This window comes from Sorangium sp. So ce693, assembly GCF_051521375.1.
GTDB lineage: Bacteria > Myxococcota_A > Polyangia > Polyangiales > Polyangiaceae > Sorangium > Sorangium atrum.
This window is the reverse complement of record NZ_CP150347.1, coordinates 4379554-4396218: the sequence shown is the minus strand read 5'-3', so window position 1 is coordinate 4396218 and position 16665 is coordinate 4379554. Positions and strand designations below refer to the sequence as shown.

General features: G+C 68.4%; 10 protein-coding genes. 3 read left to right on the top strand and 7 right to left on the bottom strand.

Annotated features, from left to right (window positions below; genetic code table 11):
• Window positions 1-513 precede the first annotated feature (513 nt).
• From WMF14_RS16725 to WMF14_RS16705, 5 genes are all read right to left on the bottom strand, one after another.
• Window positions 514-2559: an AgmX/PglI C-terminal domain-containing protein gene (locus WMF14_RS16725; protein ID WP_437802109.1), complete on the bottom strand. Its 2046-nt coding sequence runs from the start codon at window positions 2557-2559 to the stop codon at window positions 514-516.
• Window positions 2560-2649: 90 nt separating this feature from the next.
• A complete protein-coding gene (locus WMF14_RS16720) occupies window positions 2650-2889 on the bottom strand; it encodes a hypothetical protein (protein WP_272098136.1) in 240 nt (79 codons plus the stop codon).
• A 378-nt stretch (window positions 2890-3267) separates the two neighbouring features.
• A complete protein-coding gene (locus tag WMF14_RS16715; protein ID WP_272098135.1) occupies window positions 3268-4758 on the bottom strand; it encodes a tetratricopeptide repeat protein in 1491 nt (496 codons plus the stop codon).
• Between the two features lie 11 nt (window positions 4759-4769).
• Complete coding sequence (locus WMF14_RS16710) at window positions 4770-8651, bottom strand: tetratricopeptide repeat protein (protein WP_437802106.1); 3882 nt, start codon at window positions 8649-8651, stop codon at window positions 4770-4772.
• Between the two features lie 91 nt (window positions 8652-8742).
• A complete protein-coding gene (locus tag WMF14_RS16705) occupies window positions 8743-10404 on the bottom strand; it encodes a tetratricopeptide repeat protein (RefSeq protein ID WP_437802104.1) in 1662 nt (553 codons plus the stop codon).
• Between the two features lie 654 nt (window positions 10405-11058).
• On the opposite strand from WMF14_RS16705, the gene WMF14_RS16700 reads away from it, so the two are divergent.
• The gene (locus WMF14_RS16700; RefSeq protein WP_437802102.1) at window positions 11059-11916 is read left to right on the top strand and encodes a hypothetical protein; all 858 of its coding nucleotides are present in this window, start codon (window positions 11059-11061) and stop codon (window positions 11914-11916) included.
• A 241-nt stretch (window positions 11917-12157) separates the two neighbouring features.
• The gene (locus WMF14_RS16695) at window positions 12158-12481 is read left to right on the top strand and encodes a YraN family protein (protein ID WP_272098131.1); all 324 of its coding nucleotides are present in this window, start codon (window positions 12158-12160) and stop codon (window positions 12479-12481) included.
• Between the two features lie 85 nt (window positions 12482-12566).
• Here the strand turns inward: WMF14_RS16695 and WMF14_RS16690 are convergent, their stop codons facing one another.
• On the bottom strand, window positions 12567-13436 hold the full coding sequence (locus WMF14_RS16690; RefSeq protein WP_272098130.1) for a HAMP domain-containing protein: 870 nt from the start codon (window positions 13434-13436) through the stop codon (window positions 12567-12569).
• Window positions 13437-13512: 76 nt separating this feature from the next.
• A complete protein-coding gene (locus WMF14_RS16685; protein WP_272098129.1) occupies window positions 13513-14304 on the bottom strand; it encodes a HEAT repeat domain-containing protein in 792 nt (263 codons plus the stop codon).
• A 501-nt stretch (window positions 14305-14805) separates the two neighbouring features.
• On the opposite strand from WMF14_RS16685, the gene WMF14_RS16680 reads away from it, so the two are divergent.
• A complete protein-coding gene (locus WMF14_RS16680; protein ID WP_437802099.1) occupies window positions 14806-16563 on the top strand; it encodes a carboxypeptidase regulatory-like domain-containing protein in 1758 nt (585 codons plus the stop codon).
• The last annotated feature ends 102 nt before the right edge of the window (window positions 16564-16665 follow it).

Genomic DNA, 16665 nt, shown 5'->3' with positions numbered 1-16665 from the left:
TGACCTGGGCGTCGCGTCGCCCCTCTTCAACGTCCCGGAGCCGGCTGCGCCGCTCCTTCAGTGTCCCGGAGTCGGCTGCGCCGCTCCTTCAGCGTCCGGAGTCGGCTGCGCCGCTCCTTCAGCGTCCCGGAGTCGGCTGCGCCGCTCCGTCCCCAATCCCGGAGACGGCTGCGCCGCTCCTTCAGCAGTCTCGGAGACAGGCTGCCCCGCTCCGTGTGGCACCGTCACAAGCGTCCCGAGGTGGCGCGCGTCGAACCTCGCGCGGCGACGCGAGAATAGGCGGAGGCAACCGCGGAAGTCCAGGGCTTCAGACCCCGCGCATGCGCCTCGCTGCAGCGCCTCCACGCCGGGCCCCCACCCTCCCCCGCGCGGCGGACGCCGAGCTGGCCACCCCACGGGCGCTCGCCGCAGACCCCCGGCCGCGCCCAGCGCCAGCCGCGTCCAGCGCTGAAACGGAAAACGCCCCGCACGCGAGGTGCGGGGCGTTCGCTCGAACCGAGCGGCGAGGCGAACTCAGCCGCCGGGGCTGAGCATGATCGGGTAGACGACGGTGACGATACCGCCCTCGGGCTGCGGGAACGACAGGCCGTAGAACGCCCGAACGACGCAGGAAACCACGCCGTTATCGGGCAGATCCGAACCTCCGTTACCCACGTTGGAGACCGCGCCGTCGCGCCCGATGACGAAGCGCACCGCGACACGGCCCTGCAGATTCGGGTTGTTCCTGAGCCCGTTCTCGTAGCAAAGCCGGAATCGACCGAAGTTCTGACGGACGATACGCTGGATGACCTCGGGGGGCAGACGGCCGCTCACGCTGGTCGCACCCATGCGCACCTGCGGCGGCTTGGTGCGATGAGACCCACCGAGGCGGCCATGGCCGGAGCCGAAGCCCTGGCCGGTGCCGGTGCCGGCGCCGTGCCCGATGGTGCCGATCGAGCCGAGGCCGATGCCCTCGCCGCGCCCGCCACCACCCTCGCCGATGCCGGAGAGGCCGAGGCCGCCAGCGCCGAACGAGTCGCCGATCTGATCGCCCCACATGTTGCCGCGGGCGCTCAGCGCATCGTTCCCGAGCGAATCGTCGCGTCCCCACGGCGCGGTCGGCGCGTTCGGATCGCCGCCAGCGCCGGCGTTCAGCAGCCCGATCATGCCGAACTCCGCGGCGTCGCGGAGCGCGGCCTGGCGGGCGATGTGCGGATCCGGGTTGTCGGCGGGCCCCTGGACGCCGTAGCGGTTGCCGGTGGCCTTGGTGTTCGGGTTACCCATCGAACCCTCTTCACCCTTGGCGCGTGTACCGGTGCCACCCTCCTTGTTGTCCGCAGCGTTCTCGGCGACCTGCTCGGTCTCCTTCTCCTCCATCTCCTTCTCGGCAGCCGCCGCGAGGTACTGCTGGATCAGGAACTGCTGGTCAGCGGAGATCCCGTCCTCGCCCGTATCGCCGAGGGGCGGCATGAAGAAGGCCATCGCAGCGAGTAGCCCGAGGTGAACCGCCATCGAGAGGCCCGTGTACAGCAGGCTCTGCGTGTCCAGCTGGAGGTGGCCAGCCACGACCTTGCCCGCGTTCACGGCGGACACCTGGAAGACGATGCCGTCGAGCTCGACCTTCGCCTTCCCGCCCGACGGAAGCGCCATCTGATAGGCGCCAGAGAGCTCGGAACACGGCTGCGTGAGGCCCTGATCGATCGCCTGCTGCACCGTCATCTTCGGCCTACCCGGGATCTCGATGGTGCCGGTCGCGCGGGGCAGGAGCACCACGGAGACCGAGCCGGAGCGATCCGCGAGGAGGATGGGCGCCCGCGTCGTGCCGAGCTTCTCCGAGGGGATGAAGTAGTCGCACTTGAAGTTCTTCCCCGCCTCCTCACCCACGTAGAAGGAGCGCGGCGGCGTGAGGTGCTCGACGTGGAGCACCGCGGCATCCCACAGGATCATGACCTCGACGGAGGCCGCCGGGACCTCGACTTCCTCGCTCGGCACGTCCGGCCCGTTCTTCACGAGCGTGTACGTGTAGGAGCCCTCCGGCGCGTCCGGGGGCACCTCGTCGACGGCCGGCGCCGACTGCGCGAACGGGTTGTTGTAGGAGAACGGGTCCGCCCCGCCCGCGGAGGCGGCTGCGAACGGGTTCCCAGGGGGCGCGGCCGCAAACGGATTCCCGGGCGCCGCAGCGCCGAACGGGTTCCCACCAGGCGCCGCCGCAAACGGGTTTGCGGGGACCGGCTTGGCGGGGCCCGCCGCCGCGGCGACCGCCACCGGCTCCGCGCGCTCCAGCATGATCTTCGTGCCGCCGATCTGCAGCTGATCGCCTGGGCTGATCTTGCACTTGTTGACGCGCGCCCCGTTCACCATCGTGCCCGGCTCGTTGCCGAGATCGATGAGCGTGATGTCCTGCGGGGAGGCGACCTCGATGACCGCGTGCATGCGCGAGGCAAGCTCGTCATCGACACGCAGATGGCTCTTCGCGTCCTTGCCTACCTTGACGATATCCTGGGTGATCGTCTCCCGGCGGACGAGCGCCTCGTTTTGGTAGAGCGCAAATGTGAGAGCGACCCTTTGCTTGCCTTCCATCTCCGCCAGCCTTCCCTGTGCGCCGCGCGGCGCACGCCCCCAGCACCGGGGGGTAAATCGATAGGGCAGGTGCCAAACCTGCCCATCACATCAGAGGTTCTCGACCGACTTGAGCATCTCCGGAACGAACGAGGTGCGGGGCCTGATCAGCGTCGTCCGGACAGGGCCGGGCCGCACGCGGATGGTGGCGTCGTTGGGGCCGAACCCGCCGGCGTTCAGCGGATCGTCCGAGAACTCGTACCCGTACCCCTCATCCTTCTTCCCAGCGCCAGGAGCCGCTCCCTGCGCGAACGCCGATGAGGCGACCACGCTCATAAGAACGGCAGCCACGACTCCCGCACCCAATCGGGTCAACCCTCTCATTCCAGCCTCCTCACAATGTTTCGACGCTGTTACAGTGCCATTGTACCGCCTTCCGCGGCGGCCGGTCAACCAGCTTCGCATGCTATCGAGGCGTCGGAGAGCACGACCCACACACGCCTCGACAACCGATTCCACCCAAGGTTCCCAGAGCGCTGCGACGAAGACGAAAAGAACGAGCCCCCTTCTCCTTGATGCAGCTTCGTGCAGCGAGAGAAGGGGGCTTCAGGTGCCGTTGTCTGTCGCACCGCCACGCTGTCCGACCCGCCCGTCGAGCTCGCCCGGAATACTACCGTATCCCTCGCTCACCCTCCTTGCGACCCGGACAGCGCCCAGGACGAGGCTCCGCTACTGGGCAGGAGCCGGGGCCGGGGTCGTCGCTTCGCCCCCTTCGCCCCCTTCGCCCTCGCTCCCGGCAGCTGCCTCCTGCTCGGCTTCCTTCGTCTTCATGTCAGCCTCGGCCGCCTTCCGCTCGGCCTCGGTCTGCTTGTTGAAGGCGATGATCTGGTCGATCTCGCTCATGCGCTCCTTCGACCGCTTCACCGCGTCGGCGAACTCGGTGCTGGCGCCCGCCTTCTGGATGAACTGACCGAACAGCCCCTTCGCCGACATGAGGGCGCCCTCGGCCCCCTTGCCGCCCGACTTCGCCTTGTACTCCTGGGTCAGGATCGCCTCGTTGTAGTAGGTCTCGGCGCGCTCGGGGGCGACCTTCTTGGCGGCATCGAGCTCCGCGCTGGCGGACGCCACCATGCTGTCGAAGTTCGAGTCATCGATCTGACCGCGCAGGGCGAGCGCGAGGCCCAGATGAGCGTCGTAGTCGTTCGGACGCATCTTCAGGGCCGCGCGGTACGCCTCGTCCGCCTGCTGGAACCCGCGGAACTGGAGGTTCACCGCCGCGTAGTTCATCTGCGCCTCGTAGAAGGTCGGGTCGAGCTTCCTCGCGATGTTGAACTCCTGCACGGCGCCGTTCAGGTTCGCGAGCTCCACCTGGATCATCCCCGCGGTGTTGTGGATCGGCGCGTAGTTGGGGTTCTTGCGGATGGCCTGGGAGCAGACCAGCGCCGCGAGCTCCAGCGCCTGCGTGTCGACCTTCTTCTGCTTGCTGACGTTGGTCGCGACCGCCTTGCCCGACTTCCTGCCCGCCTTCTGCTTCGCCGTCTCCAGGTAGTAGATAGCGAGCTGGTTGAACGCGGGCATGAAGGCGTCGTCGACGGCCAGCGCGCTCTGGATGTACCGCTTCGCGCGCTGGAAGTCGTTGGGGCCATCGTTGTCGGCGACCTGGTTGCCGCGCTTCATGTACAGGAGCGCGAGGTGCACGAGCGCCTCGACGTTCTTGTACTGAGCATCGACGACGGCGGCCTGGCGCATCTCGCTGATCGCCGCGTCGATGTTCCTGTCGCCCGACTCCGCCAGGTTGTAGAGCGCCACCTGGACCCGCGCGGGGTGGAACTTCGGGTTCTTCTGAAGCGCTTGCGTGAAGTGCTTCTTCGCCTCCGAGTCCTTCTTGCAACGCTGGTACGCGAGCCCCGCGTTGTAGATGGCCTCGGCGAACGTGGTGCTCCCTTGCTCGTCCGCGGCGTCCAGGAACAGCTGGGCCGTCGAGCTGCAAGTCGCCTCGGACCAGTCCCCAGCCTTGTCGTGCTGGACCATGGTGTCCATGGCGGTCTTGAACTTGTTGGCCGCCTCGACCGACACGGCCTGACCCTTGCTGTCGGTGATCGTCTTGCCCGTCGTCGGGTCCTTCGCCCCGTGAGCCGTACCGCCGGTGCTCCCGCCGCCACAACCCGTCGCGGCCAGAAGGAGCACCGCAACCGCTGCCAATGAGGTGATGCTTCTCATGTTTCGCTCCATCACTTCCTGGGTCGGGTCGTGGCCCGATCGAGCGCCGAGCCTTCCTTGGACGAACCGGACGCAGCCGGCGCGGCCTTCTTGTCCTCGCTCGCCTTCTTGTCGTCGCCCGCCTTCTTGTCCTCGCCCTCTTCCTTCTCCTTGCTCGCAGCCGGCTTGTCAGCGGCTGTCAGCGCCTCTCGGAAGGGGGTGCCGTCGAGGTTCAGCGGCGCAGGGCGCTCGCTCATGCCGGAGTTGACCCGCGACGGCGAGCCGCGGAATTCGTCGATGAGGTGGTACTCGGCGCCGTAGTTCTTCGACAGCCACACCTCGCAGGTACGCGAGTAGTCGTCGAAGTACTGGTACTTCACGGACAGGTCGAGGCAGGTCTTGAACGCGCCCTTCGCCATCTGCTTCTGCGGCTCGCTCGCCTCGTCGAGGCGCGAGTAGTACTCGCCCCGGATCTCGTCGTACGAGACGTCGGTGCCCGGGACCATGCCGTGCCCCTTCCATTCCTTCGGAATGGGCGCGGCCCGGAACTCGGCGACGAACTTGCCCCACATCTGACCGACGCGCGCGCCGGCTGCGATGACCCACTTCGGCGGAGGCGTCGGCTCCAGCTTGAGGATCTTCTGGTACTCGGCGTCGGCCGCCTCGATCGCCGGGCGCTTCTTCTTCACCCAGTCGGCGACCTTGGTGTTGATGTGCTTGAGGACGTCCTCGCGGTTCCCGGAGCCCTTGTACTCGGGGAACTTGATCTTATCGACGTCCTTCCGCTTCTGCTCGGCGAAGTGGAAGTAGGCCTCGCCGACCGCGGTCAGCACCTTGCCGAGCCGACGCAGCTTCTCCGGCTCCTCGCCGCCGATCGCGTCGAGCTTCTTGAGCGCGGCCGCCGGGTCCTTCCAGTAGCCGCGGACCTTGTTGTACTCGCCGTTCGCCGGGGTCACGCTCTTCGTCTGCAGGAGGACGCGCGCGTACATCGCGTGCGCTTGCACCTGGACGTCGAACGTCGCGTTGCGATCGATCTGCGGCATCGCCGTCGACAGCCGCCGGCGCGCCTGATCCCAGTCCTCGCGATCGATGTAGTGCGCGCCGATCGCGAACGCGATCTGCGCGGTCTGCGCCGGCTTCGCCTTGCCGTAGTTCTTGTTGAAGAGGTCGGCGTCCTTGATCGCCTGGTCCTCCTGACCGAGGCCGAGCCGCAGCACGACCGCGTCCTGGAGCGCCTCGGCGGCCTTGTCCCCCTTCGGGTTCTCGCGGGCGTAGCGCTCGTACCAGTTCGCCGCCTCGTCATAGACCGCGATCGCCTGGTAGTTGCCGCCGATCTCGTAGATCGACGTCTTCGCCAGCTCGGTGTTGTGGAGGTTGTACCGCGGATCGAGCAGGATCTTGCGGGCCGAGATGGACTTGGCGATGAGGCGGGCGGCCTGGAACGCCTTGGCCGCGTTGTAGAGGATCTCCTCGCTCTTCTCGCACGCGGGCTGCTTCGCCTCGCAGGCGGCCTCGCCGTACTTCTTCCACATGTCCATGTAGGCGACGGCGGCCTTCTCGTAGTTCTTGAGGGCCTCGACGCCGCCGGCCGCATCAGCCGCCTCGACGAGCTTCTGGGCGCGCAGGCGCTCGATGTCGCGCTGGATGCGGATCAGGATGCCGCACTGCTCGGCGTTCTCCTTCTCCTTGCCGCCCTTGCAGTAGAGGTCGACGAACTTGGGCACGTCCGCGGCCATGTCGTCGTAACAAGACGGACGCGGCGGATCCATGTTCGCGCCGAGGACGTTGAGCGACTCGAGGTAGAGCTGAGACGCGTAGATGCCGACTTCCTTGTCGGCGTGGTTCAGCGCCACGTCGCGGAACGCGAGCGCGGCCTCCTCCCAGTGCTGCGCCTCGAAGTACGTGCGGCCGCGCGCGTACTTCACCTCGACGTACTGCTCCTGCGCTTCCTTGTCGTTCGCCGCGGGCTTGATGTAGCAGACGTACCGGTTGAAGGCGGTGATCATGCCCTTCTGGCTGTCGCTGAAGTCCTTGGGCAGGAACTTCGCCTTCTCCGCCTTCTTGTCGCCCTTCTTGCCCGTCCCCCCGTCGGGGAGGTTGCCGGACCCCTTCTTGTCGGAGCCGTCCTTGTGGGTCTCGGTGTAGATGTTCTGGTAGCAGAGCACCGAGGCGTACGCGGCCTCAGCCGCCTGCGGGCCGTTCGGGTCCTCGGCCACGACCGAGTCGAACGCGGGACCGCACTTGGCCCAGTCCTTCTGGAAGTACAGAAGGTCGGCCATCGCGTACTTGATCTTGAAGATGTTCGGCCAGTCCTCCTTCAGGATGCGGGGGAACTCGAACTTGGCGAACTGCTCCTGCTTGAAATTGTTGACGACCTTGTCGTAGAGCTGCGCGGCGAGCTGCATCGTCTTCTTGTCGCCGGTGCCGCGCACGCCGCCCGAGCCCACCGCCTCGAGGTGCCAGGCCATCGCCGTCTCGGTCAGCAGACCGGCGGTGATGTTCGAGCACTTCAGCTTGGCGTCCGCCGGGTGCCCCTCGCCCAGGAACTTGTTGTGGACGTCGAGCTGGCGCCCGAGCTCGCCCATGATCTGGTCCTTGTTGCCAGACTTCATGGCGAGCGTCGCCTCCGCGATGTGCCCCTGATAGACGCAGTACCTCGGGCCCCGATCGCGGGTCATCAGGTCGGTGTAGAGCTCGATGCCCTCCTTGTAATGACCTGTGTCGAGGTAGTTCTGCCCGAGGTCGTCCATCATCTTGAACGTCTTCTCGGAGCTGCCGCTCGTGTCGCCGCTGAGCGGCCGGAGGAAGTCGTGCGACTTGCGCGGATCGCCCGCGAGCGCGTAGACGGGGATGATGTCGCGCCGCGCCGAGACCGCGAGCTGCGCCGCGTTCGGCATCTGCTGGAACTGCTGCCCGTACTCGATCGTCTTCTTGAACTCGCTGATCGCGCGGGCGAAATCGCCCTTGTTCCAGTAGACGTACCCGAGCTTGTAGTGGGCGTAGCCCCAGACCTTGTTCTCGGGCGGCGGGTACTGGGTGACCTTGACGTACGACTGCTCAGCCAGGTCCCACTTGGACGGGTCGCCCTGCGCCTCGTTGAAGAAGAGCTCGCCGAAGGCGAGGTACGCGTTCGGGATGTACTTCGAGTTCGGCCAGTTCTTGATCAGCTCGAAGTAGACCTTGCGAGCGTCCTCGAGCTGCTGGGCCTGCTCGTACTCGTAGGCGAGGTAGTAGAGGACCTCGTCCGTGCAGCCCGTGCTCTTCGCGGGGTCGGCCGCGTTGGTGCTCTGGCAGTACTTCGGATACTGCGTCTTCAGGTCCGTGTAGTACTTGATCGCCTGCTTGCGCGCGAGGCTGAGGATCTTGTCGGCCTTGCCGATCTCGGCCTTGATCCCGGCGACCGCCTTCGGGTTCTTCCGCTTGGCCTCGTCCGCCTTGATCTGCCCCTCGGTCTTGTCGCGGAACGCCGCCGACTCGAGCTCGACGTAGCCCTCGGCGAGGCGCCGCATCAGCTTCGGCCGGTCCGGCGCGTTCTTCGGCGTCGAGGAGTACAGGCCCTCGAGTCCCTGGATCTCCGTGACCAGCAGGCTCCTCACCTTCGGGGCGAGGCGATTGCGCCGCTCGTCGCGCTGCGCCGAGGCCTGTGAAGCCGTCGGATTGGTCGGCTTCGTCAGGTCCTCGCGCTTCTTCAGCTGGATCCCCTGCGGGGCAGACTTGAAGCTGACCTGCGGCTTCTTGCCCGCCGACACCTGGAGCTTGCCGCCCGGACAGGCGGCGATCGCATCCTTCGCCGGCTGCGTGATGCACGCGTCGGCCGCCGACGCGGGGCTCGTTGTGACCGCGCACGCCGCCACGGCCAACGTACCCGCCGCCGCGCGGAGCGCATGCAGTACACCGAACTTCGACTGCTTCATCTCCATCTCCGTCCCTCCGCCACGGACCCCCGTGAGGAAGCGCTGCCTGCCCCGCGACCTAGGGCCGCGGGGCCAACCATGATGAAATCGCTCACTTGCTGCACTTCGACGTCACGACCTGCCGGTAGAAGCCGAGCTCGTCGCGCCAGTACTCGCCGTCGAACGGCCAGAGCACGTGCTCGTCGTCGGGCTTGACGACGCCGTAGGTGAGCGCGTCCTCCTTCGACAGCTGGCCGCTGACGACCTGCTGATCCAGCTTGTTCCTTTCGGCCGCGGTGATGTCGATGAGGATCTTCGACGAGTCACGGAGGTGCTCGTTGAGCTCGTCGAGGTTGCGCTGGTAGCGCTCCCGGCCGAGCGTGCCGGCGTTGCGGATCGCGAGGCTCCTCGCGAACTCGAGCGCGTCGGTCACGTCGCTGCCGACCGGGGAGTTGCGGAAGTTGGCGGGCGCCTTCTTGAACCGATCCGCCTCCTCATCGAGGATGCGCACGTACTCCATGTTGCGACGGAGCTGGCGATCGGAGAGCGCGTTCTCGACGATCGGCCGGACCCTCGGCGGGATGTCGCCCTTGCCGGCGCCCACGTCCTTCAGGAACTGGAAGAAGCGCTCCTCGTTCCCCTCCCCCTGGTACCGGGACAGGATCGACTCGAGGTCCTTCTTGATCGGCTCGTACTTCTTCTTCATCTTCGCGACGATCGTGGTCGCGTCGCCGTACTGGCAGATCGTGAACGAGACGACGGCCTTCAGGATGTCGGCCTCGGGATAGAACGAGTTCGGGAAGTAGGGCGACTCGATCGTGTGGATGTTGCCGAGCGCCTGCGGGTACAGCCCGGCCATGAAGTACGCCCAGGACTGCTCGAAGAGGCTGTCCAGCCAGTACTCGCTCGCGACGTCGACGCGGTTCCAGTACTTGACGGCCGCCGAGAGCTTCGCGGCGTCGATCGTCGGAACGTTGTTGTCGTCGAGGCGGACGGACGCCGAGTAGTAGGTGCGCGCCATCGAGAGGAACGCGAGGTCGCGCATGCGCGCCTCGTCCTCGAGGCCCTCGACGCCCTCGTCGATCGCCTGGACGATGCGCTGGAACGACTTGACCGCCGGCACAGACTTGCGCAGCTGCACGTACGAGATGCCGCTGAAGAACTGCGCCTGGACGTAGTACTTGCTCTTCGGGTCGACCTTGGCGAAGAGGCTGATGGCCTCCTCGTAGTTCCGGTTCCGGTACTTGTAGCGGCCGAGCAGGTAGTTGAGCTGCCAGTAGAGGTCGCGCTGCTGGGGGTTGTTGAACCGCGCGATCTGCTCGGTCTTGTACTTGCCGACGCGCTCGATGATGTCCGCCGGCTCCGGGAGCTGCGTCGCGAGCTTGGACAGCCAGAGCAGCGTCTCGTTGAACTTGAGGTGGCTCGGCTTGTCGGCGATCTGCGAGAAGAGCGCATAGCTCGCCTGGTAGAACTGCAGGCGGTAGAGCGCGATCGCGAGGTGGTACTGGGCGATCTGCTTGTTGCCCTCGTCATCGCCGGTGTCGCCGTCGACGACGCGCTTCAGCTGCCGCGCAGCGTCGCTCCACCGCTCGCTGTCGAAGAGCCGCTTGCCCTGCGCCGCCTCCTCCGTCATCTGGCCCGCGGTCACGGGGCCCGCATCCTCGTCGGCGCTGACCTCTTTGCTGGGCTTCTTGTCGCCCTTGGCGTCCGCCTTTTCAGCCGCGACGGGCTTACCTTTGCCGGGCTGCGCATGCCCCACGGCGGGGGATAGCAACAGGGCAGAAGCTACAAGGCAGATACTCGCCACCCGGTTCCGCATCGTCGTTCCTCGCTTTCGGCGACGTAAAGATCGTGGCCCCTTCGCCCCGTTCGCGGCTCCACACACGGAGAACGCGCGCCGTAGACCCCCGAGGCAGCTCGGTCAGGAACCAAAAAGTTCAATGAGAATCAACGGATACTTGCGTGTGGCGGGGGATGGTAGGATTGTGGCGCGCAGCTTGTCAAGCGATGCCGGGCGAGGGGCCCCCTCTTGCATTCCCGTCCTGAGACACCCGGCGCCGCGTCGACCTTGGGGTTGCGCACTGCGTAGGAGTCGACGGTGGAATTATCGAACGGAGGCGCGATCGCTTCCTTAAACGCGATCGTCGCGCCGCCGCCTCACCGCCGCCGCCCAGGCGGCAGCCAGGCCGTCCGCCGCCAAGGGATGCGCGCGCGCAGGGTCGAACGCCTCGCACCGGCGGCGCCCGCCACCTCGGCGACGTGGACGGGCGCGCCCCATCCGGCTGTTGACGCTCAAGGCGCGCTTCGTCTAGGGTCCAACCGCTGACGTTGTGCCTTTGAGCACCTCGACTTGAGCGTTTTCTTGCCTCCCGTCCGCGCGCCGCTGCCGAAGCGGTGGCGCGCACCGCCGCCGAAGGAGCACGTTCTGATGACCCGTTCCATTCTGTCCGGCCTGCTCGGCCTGCTCAGCGTCGTCGCTATGGCGAGCCTGCCCTCCGCGTGCGAGAGCGGCGGCGTCGGCGACCCGTGTCTGCCTGAAGACGAGTACGATTCGCAGTTTGCTGGCTTCAAGGTGACGGAAGAGAACATCGAATCGCGATCCTTCCAGTGCCAGACGCGGATCTGCCTGGTGAACCACTTCCAGGGGCGCGTGAGCTGCCCGCTCGGCCAGGAGGCGCCTGCGACGTGTGTACCCGGGCAAGGCGGGTGCACCACCTGCGAGGAGTCGGGGACGCACGCGCCCGACTGCGACCCGACGAGGCCGGACGGCGGCAAGAGCCAGTGCCTCAGCGGCAACTGCGACGCCGCCGGCGCCTTCTGTCGCTGCGGCGGCGACACCGACTGCCCCGGCGACGGCTGGAAGTGCGACACCGATGCCGGCGTCTGCAAGCTGTACCTCTGCCGCGACGGCTTCACCGGCTGCCAGGACCCGACCAAGTCGGCGGCCGAGAACGAGGGCAAAGCCTGCTGCGTGCCGGGGACCGATGACCAGGTCGCGTCGCCCGTCTGCGGCCAGTGCGCCGCCAACTCGAACCGGAACGCGCAGCAGGCGGTGTACTGCTCGTGCCGGTGCGGCGTGGCCGATGGCGAGCCGGACGACCCGAACTTCAACTTCTGCGAGTGCCCGCAGGGCTTCACCTGCTCGGAGATCCGGCCGAACGTCGGCCTCGGGGACCCGAACATCACCGGCAAGTACTGCATCAAGCAGAACACGGGGTTCGAGAACGAGGGGGCCTGCGGCGACGTGCAGGGCCGCGCCAACTCGGACCAGTGCGAAGGCTTCTAGGCGTCGGGTGACCGGCCGTCGCGGCTCGCGCAGCCCTCCGCCGACGACGGCCGATCTGGCCGGAACCTCCCTCTCCCTCCCTCCCAGCGAAGATTCGGGCTCACATGACGGCCGGCCGCCCGGGCGCGCCGCGACGCGCAGCGCACGGGCGGCTCCGGCGAAGAGCCGGCCGGCGATCGGGCCCGCTGGCGCTCCCGCGGCCGACGCGCGGCGAGCGCTCGGCGCGCGCGCGGAGGACGCGGTGGTCGCTCACCTCGCCGCGCAGGGCGTGGAGATCATCGCGCGCAACGCGCGGGTGGGGCGGCTGGAGATCGACGTGGTCGCGCGCGACGGCCCTGTCATCGTGATCATCGAGGTGCGGACACGCGGCGCCGGCTCGTACGTCCGCGCCCTCGACAGCATCGACGCGAGCAAGCGCGCCCGCGTGCGGCGAGCGGGCGAGCGGCTCTGGCGCGCCACGTTCTCGCGCGTGCGCGGCGTGGAGCGGATGCGCTTCGACGCCGCATCCGTGACGTTCCTCCCGAGCGGAGAAGCGACCGTCGAGATCATCAAGGCCGCCTTTTAGCGCGGCCTGAACTCTTCTTATTTTTGGCTTGATCTCGGGAGGGATTCGGACAGCGCGTACGTCGATCGACCGCGCGCGGGCTCGATCACGCGTCGAGCTGCTCCTGCATCTCGCTGCGGAGGCGCTTCAGCTGGGAGAGGCCCTCGGGGTCGATCTCGAGCGTCCCCTTCTCGGCGCGCGCCCCCGCCTCGAGCTTCTCGAGGACCGCATCCATCTTGGCGATCTTGCCCTGCTGGCGCGCCCTCAGGTCCTCGACCATCTTCTCGAACGCCTCGAAGAAGTGCTGGAGCTCGTCGCCCTTCCGGAGCTTCTCGCGCACGACCAGCTTGCCCTCGCCGACCTGACGGAGCAGCCGCTTCATCTTGAAGATCGGCCCGGCGATCTTGTGCGTGAAGACGATGCCCGCGATGCCGACGCCCAGGACGAGCAGCGACAGGAGCGCGACGATCAGGCGTAGCAACATCTGCTGGTTGTTCGCGACGTCGGCGGCCTGCCGCTCGAGCGCCTCCGCCCGCTGCTGCAGCGTGGCCGCGTCGCGCTCGAGCCGCGACTGCTCGTCCTTGAGCTTGTTCTCGTCGCGCTGCGCCGCCTCGCCGAACGTCTTCGTGAGCTCGGGATCGTCCTTGTACTCCTTCGCGATGTTCATCGCGACGACCTCGCTGACCCGACGGCTCTGGACGAGCACCTCCTGGCCGCGCTTGACCGTCTCCTGCCCCTGACGGACGGTCTCTTGTCCCTGCTGCACGGCGCTGCGGCTCTGCTCGATGATCTTCGAGCTCGCGTTCCAGAGGAGGATCCCGAGCGCCACGGAGAGCGCAAGGCTGATCCCCACGAGGAACCCCGTGTATTTCAGCTGGAAGTTCTGGTCGATCAGGTAGTTCCGCGCGCTCCGCTGGTAGCGCGCTCTGACCTCCGGCGCGGAGGTCTGCGGGGCCGTGCTGGAAGCGTCGCTCATGGGATCCTCGGAGCTGGCTGGAGATGACAAGGGTCGTGAGGCACTGGAAAAGCCAAGTTCGAGCAGCGAAGGTGCATCACAGCGAGGCGACGACCTTGTGGAAGGTCTCGACCGCGTTCTCGACGCACATCTTCATCAGGATGTTCTCGCTCTGGACGTCTTTCTTCGGGGTGCCGCTCTGCGTGAGCTTCGGCGCGAACTCACCCTGGAGCGACTTGGACGGATAGGTCCACATGCTGACGCGGACCACCTGGGTGAGGTTGCCGCCCTGGTACACGGCGGGCTCGACCGTGGCGAGGAGATAGAAGCCCTTCAGCTTCTTGCCGTTCAGAATCTTCTTGCCTTGCGCCACCGTCTCGCCCTTGGGGGCGACCGCGTAGCCGGCCTTCGCGAGGATCTTCGACTGGATCGCGGCGCGCACGAGCGGCTCGATCTCGGACTCGGGGCGACCGCTCTTGTTCGTGATCTCGATGGCCACGTAGTACTTCGTGTCCGCGCCCGGAGGCGGCGGCGCAGCCGAGCCGCCACTGCCACCGCCGCCGGCGGACAGCGCCGCGATCGACTTCTGCATCTGCGACTTGACGGCCGGCGTCTGCTCGCGCCCCTCGGCGCGCTCCAGGCACGCGAGCCCCGCGGGCTTGCCGAGCTTGCCGAGCGCCGCGGCCGCCGCGACCTTGACGGACGCGTTGCTGTCCGTGAGGGCATCGCAGAGCGGCCTCGTGGCGGCGTCGTCTCCCGACGCGCCGAGCGCGAGCGCCGCCTGCGTGCGGACGCGATAGTCCTCGTTGGTCCTGAGCTGGTCGGCGAGGTAGCTCGTGCGCTGATCCGCGTAGAGCCTCGTGGGTATCAGCGAGAGTACAAGCGTCACAACCAGCAACACGAGCACTGAAAAGGGCCGACGCATTCCACGTCCGACGATACACGAGCGCATCGCCGCCGTGGCGATCGGATCAGCCGGTCTACACCCGAAAATTGGTGCGCACACGCTCGCACTTTTGCCTTGCATTCGCTCGCTCCTCGCTGCGACCAGACTGGACGGTTTGACGCGGCCTGCCCGCGGCGCTTCAACGCGTGAAACATGTTGGGCTCACGGCGAACACGGCTTCACCATCCGCTTATCTACCCACCCGCTGCCGCCATCGACCCGACGCGCTGCCGCGAGCTCGCGTGCACGTCCGCTCACGTCCGCTTACGTCCGCGCTCGCCGCTTGCTCGCTCGCTCGCGCCGCAGGCGGCGGGCGAGCGCGAGCTCGGCATGGCTTCGGATCGGCTTCCCCTTGCCCATGCCGTGTCCGCGTGACGGATAATGCGCGACCATGACGAGGAGCTCGCCGGAGGCCTTCGGGAGATGCGCGGACTGAGACGATGCGTGCCGTTGGCGCTCCTCGCGGCCACGGCGCTCGCGGCGGCGCCCGCGGCGCACGCGCAGACGCAAGGTGCGCCGCTCCGCATCCATGTGCGAGGAAGCGCGCAGATCGAGGCGGTCGCATGGACCGAGCCCGACGGGTTCGTCGTGCGCGGAAGCGTCGTCGACGACGCGCGGAGCGCGATCGCAGAGGCGCCGCTCTCCATCGATGCGCTCACGAGCGCCGGCGCGCCCGCGGTCCTGCCGGCGGTCGATGGGTGCGCAGCCGACGGCGCGGCGCGCGCCCGCGAGCCCCGCCCCTCACAAGGCGGCTACGTGATCGCGACAGACGAGCGCGGCGGGTTCTGCCTCCGCGGGCGCGCGCCGCTCGCGGACGCGACGCTGCGCATCCGGTTCGCCGGGGGAAAGCTCTACGACGCGGCCGAGGCGAAGATCCCGATCGAGGCACACGCGGCCCCGCTCGCGCCGGTGATCCTCCGGTTCGATCCGCCAGTGGACGCGATCGATCTCGATCGTCCGACGGTCAACGTCGCCGTGGCGCTCCGGCTCGATCGCAGCGGCGCGCGCGGCTTCGCGAGCGGCGCGCCGTTCGAGCGCGACCGGCTCCCGGTCGTGCTCGAGGACGAGCGCGGCGCGCGGCTCGCTGAGGCGCCGACCGGCGGCGACGGCCGCGCGCGCTTCGAGCTCCCGACCGAGCGCCTCGACGGCGCCGGCCAGGGCGTGCTGCGCGCGCGCTTCGATGGAACCGCCGCGCTCGCGAAGGCGAGCGTCAGCCAGGGCGTCGTCCGGTACGCGCAGGTCACGCTCGATCTGTCGCATCCCGTCGAGCCGGCGCGCGCGGAGGACGGCGTGTCGATCGACGTCGAGGTGCGCTCGTCCCGTGGCCCGGTCGAGGGCGGCGTCGTCGAGGCGCTGCGCGCGGGTGAGCCCGTCGGAGCGGCGACCGTGTCCGGCGGCAAGGCGCGGGTGATCGCCGCGTTCACCGCCGAGCGAGCGGGTACGGTCCCGATCTCGCTCCGCTACGTGCCCGCCTCTCCGTGGTGGATCCCCGGCGCGGAGCTCGCGATCGACGTGCCCGTCGCGGGCCCCGGGGCGTGGCGACAGATCGCGCTCGGCGCCGTCGTCCTCGTCATCGCGGGCTGGGTGCTCGGCGGCTGGCGGCGGGCGCCGAAGCGCGCCGCGACGACGCGCGCGGGCGACGAGCGGCCCGTCGCGCCGCCCGGCCGCGCCGGCGTGCGTGTCATGGGACCGCTCGAGGGCGCGACCGGCTGGCGTGGCGCCGTCGCCGACGCGCACGACGGCACGCCCATCGCGCGCGCCGAGCTCGTGATCGTCGTGCCCGCCTTCGACGGCAGCGGCGTCATCGCCCGCGCGCTGACCGACGACGTCGGCGAGTTCTCGATCGAGGCGCCGTACCGGAGCGACGCGAGGCTCGTGGTCCGCGCGCCGATGCACAGCAGCCATGAGCAGGCGCTCCCGTCGCCGAGCAAGCTGGGCATCGCGCTGGTCACGCGGCGCCGCGCCGTCCTCGACCGCCTCGTCCGCTGGGCGCGGCGCCAGGGAGCTCCCTTCGAGGGGCCGCCCGAGCCGACGCCCGGGCACGTGCGCCGCGCGGCGAGCAGGGTTCAGCAGCGCGAGGTCGAGCTCTGGGCGAGCCGGATCGAGCACGCCGCCTTCGGCCCCGATCCCGTCGACGAGCGGATCGAGCAGGACCTCGGGGCGTCGGAGCCCAAGCCGGGCGCCTCGCCGCTCGCCCCGTGAGCCAGGTACACGGAGGCCCGCGCAGCGCCGGCCCCGCCGCCGCGTCGATCTGCCGTTTCGCTGGCCGGATCGCGCCCCCGCGCGACCGCACGTTGACGTATG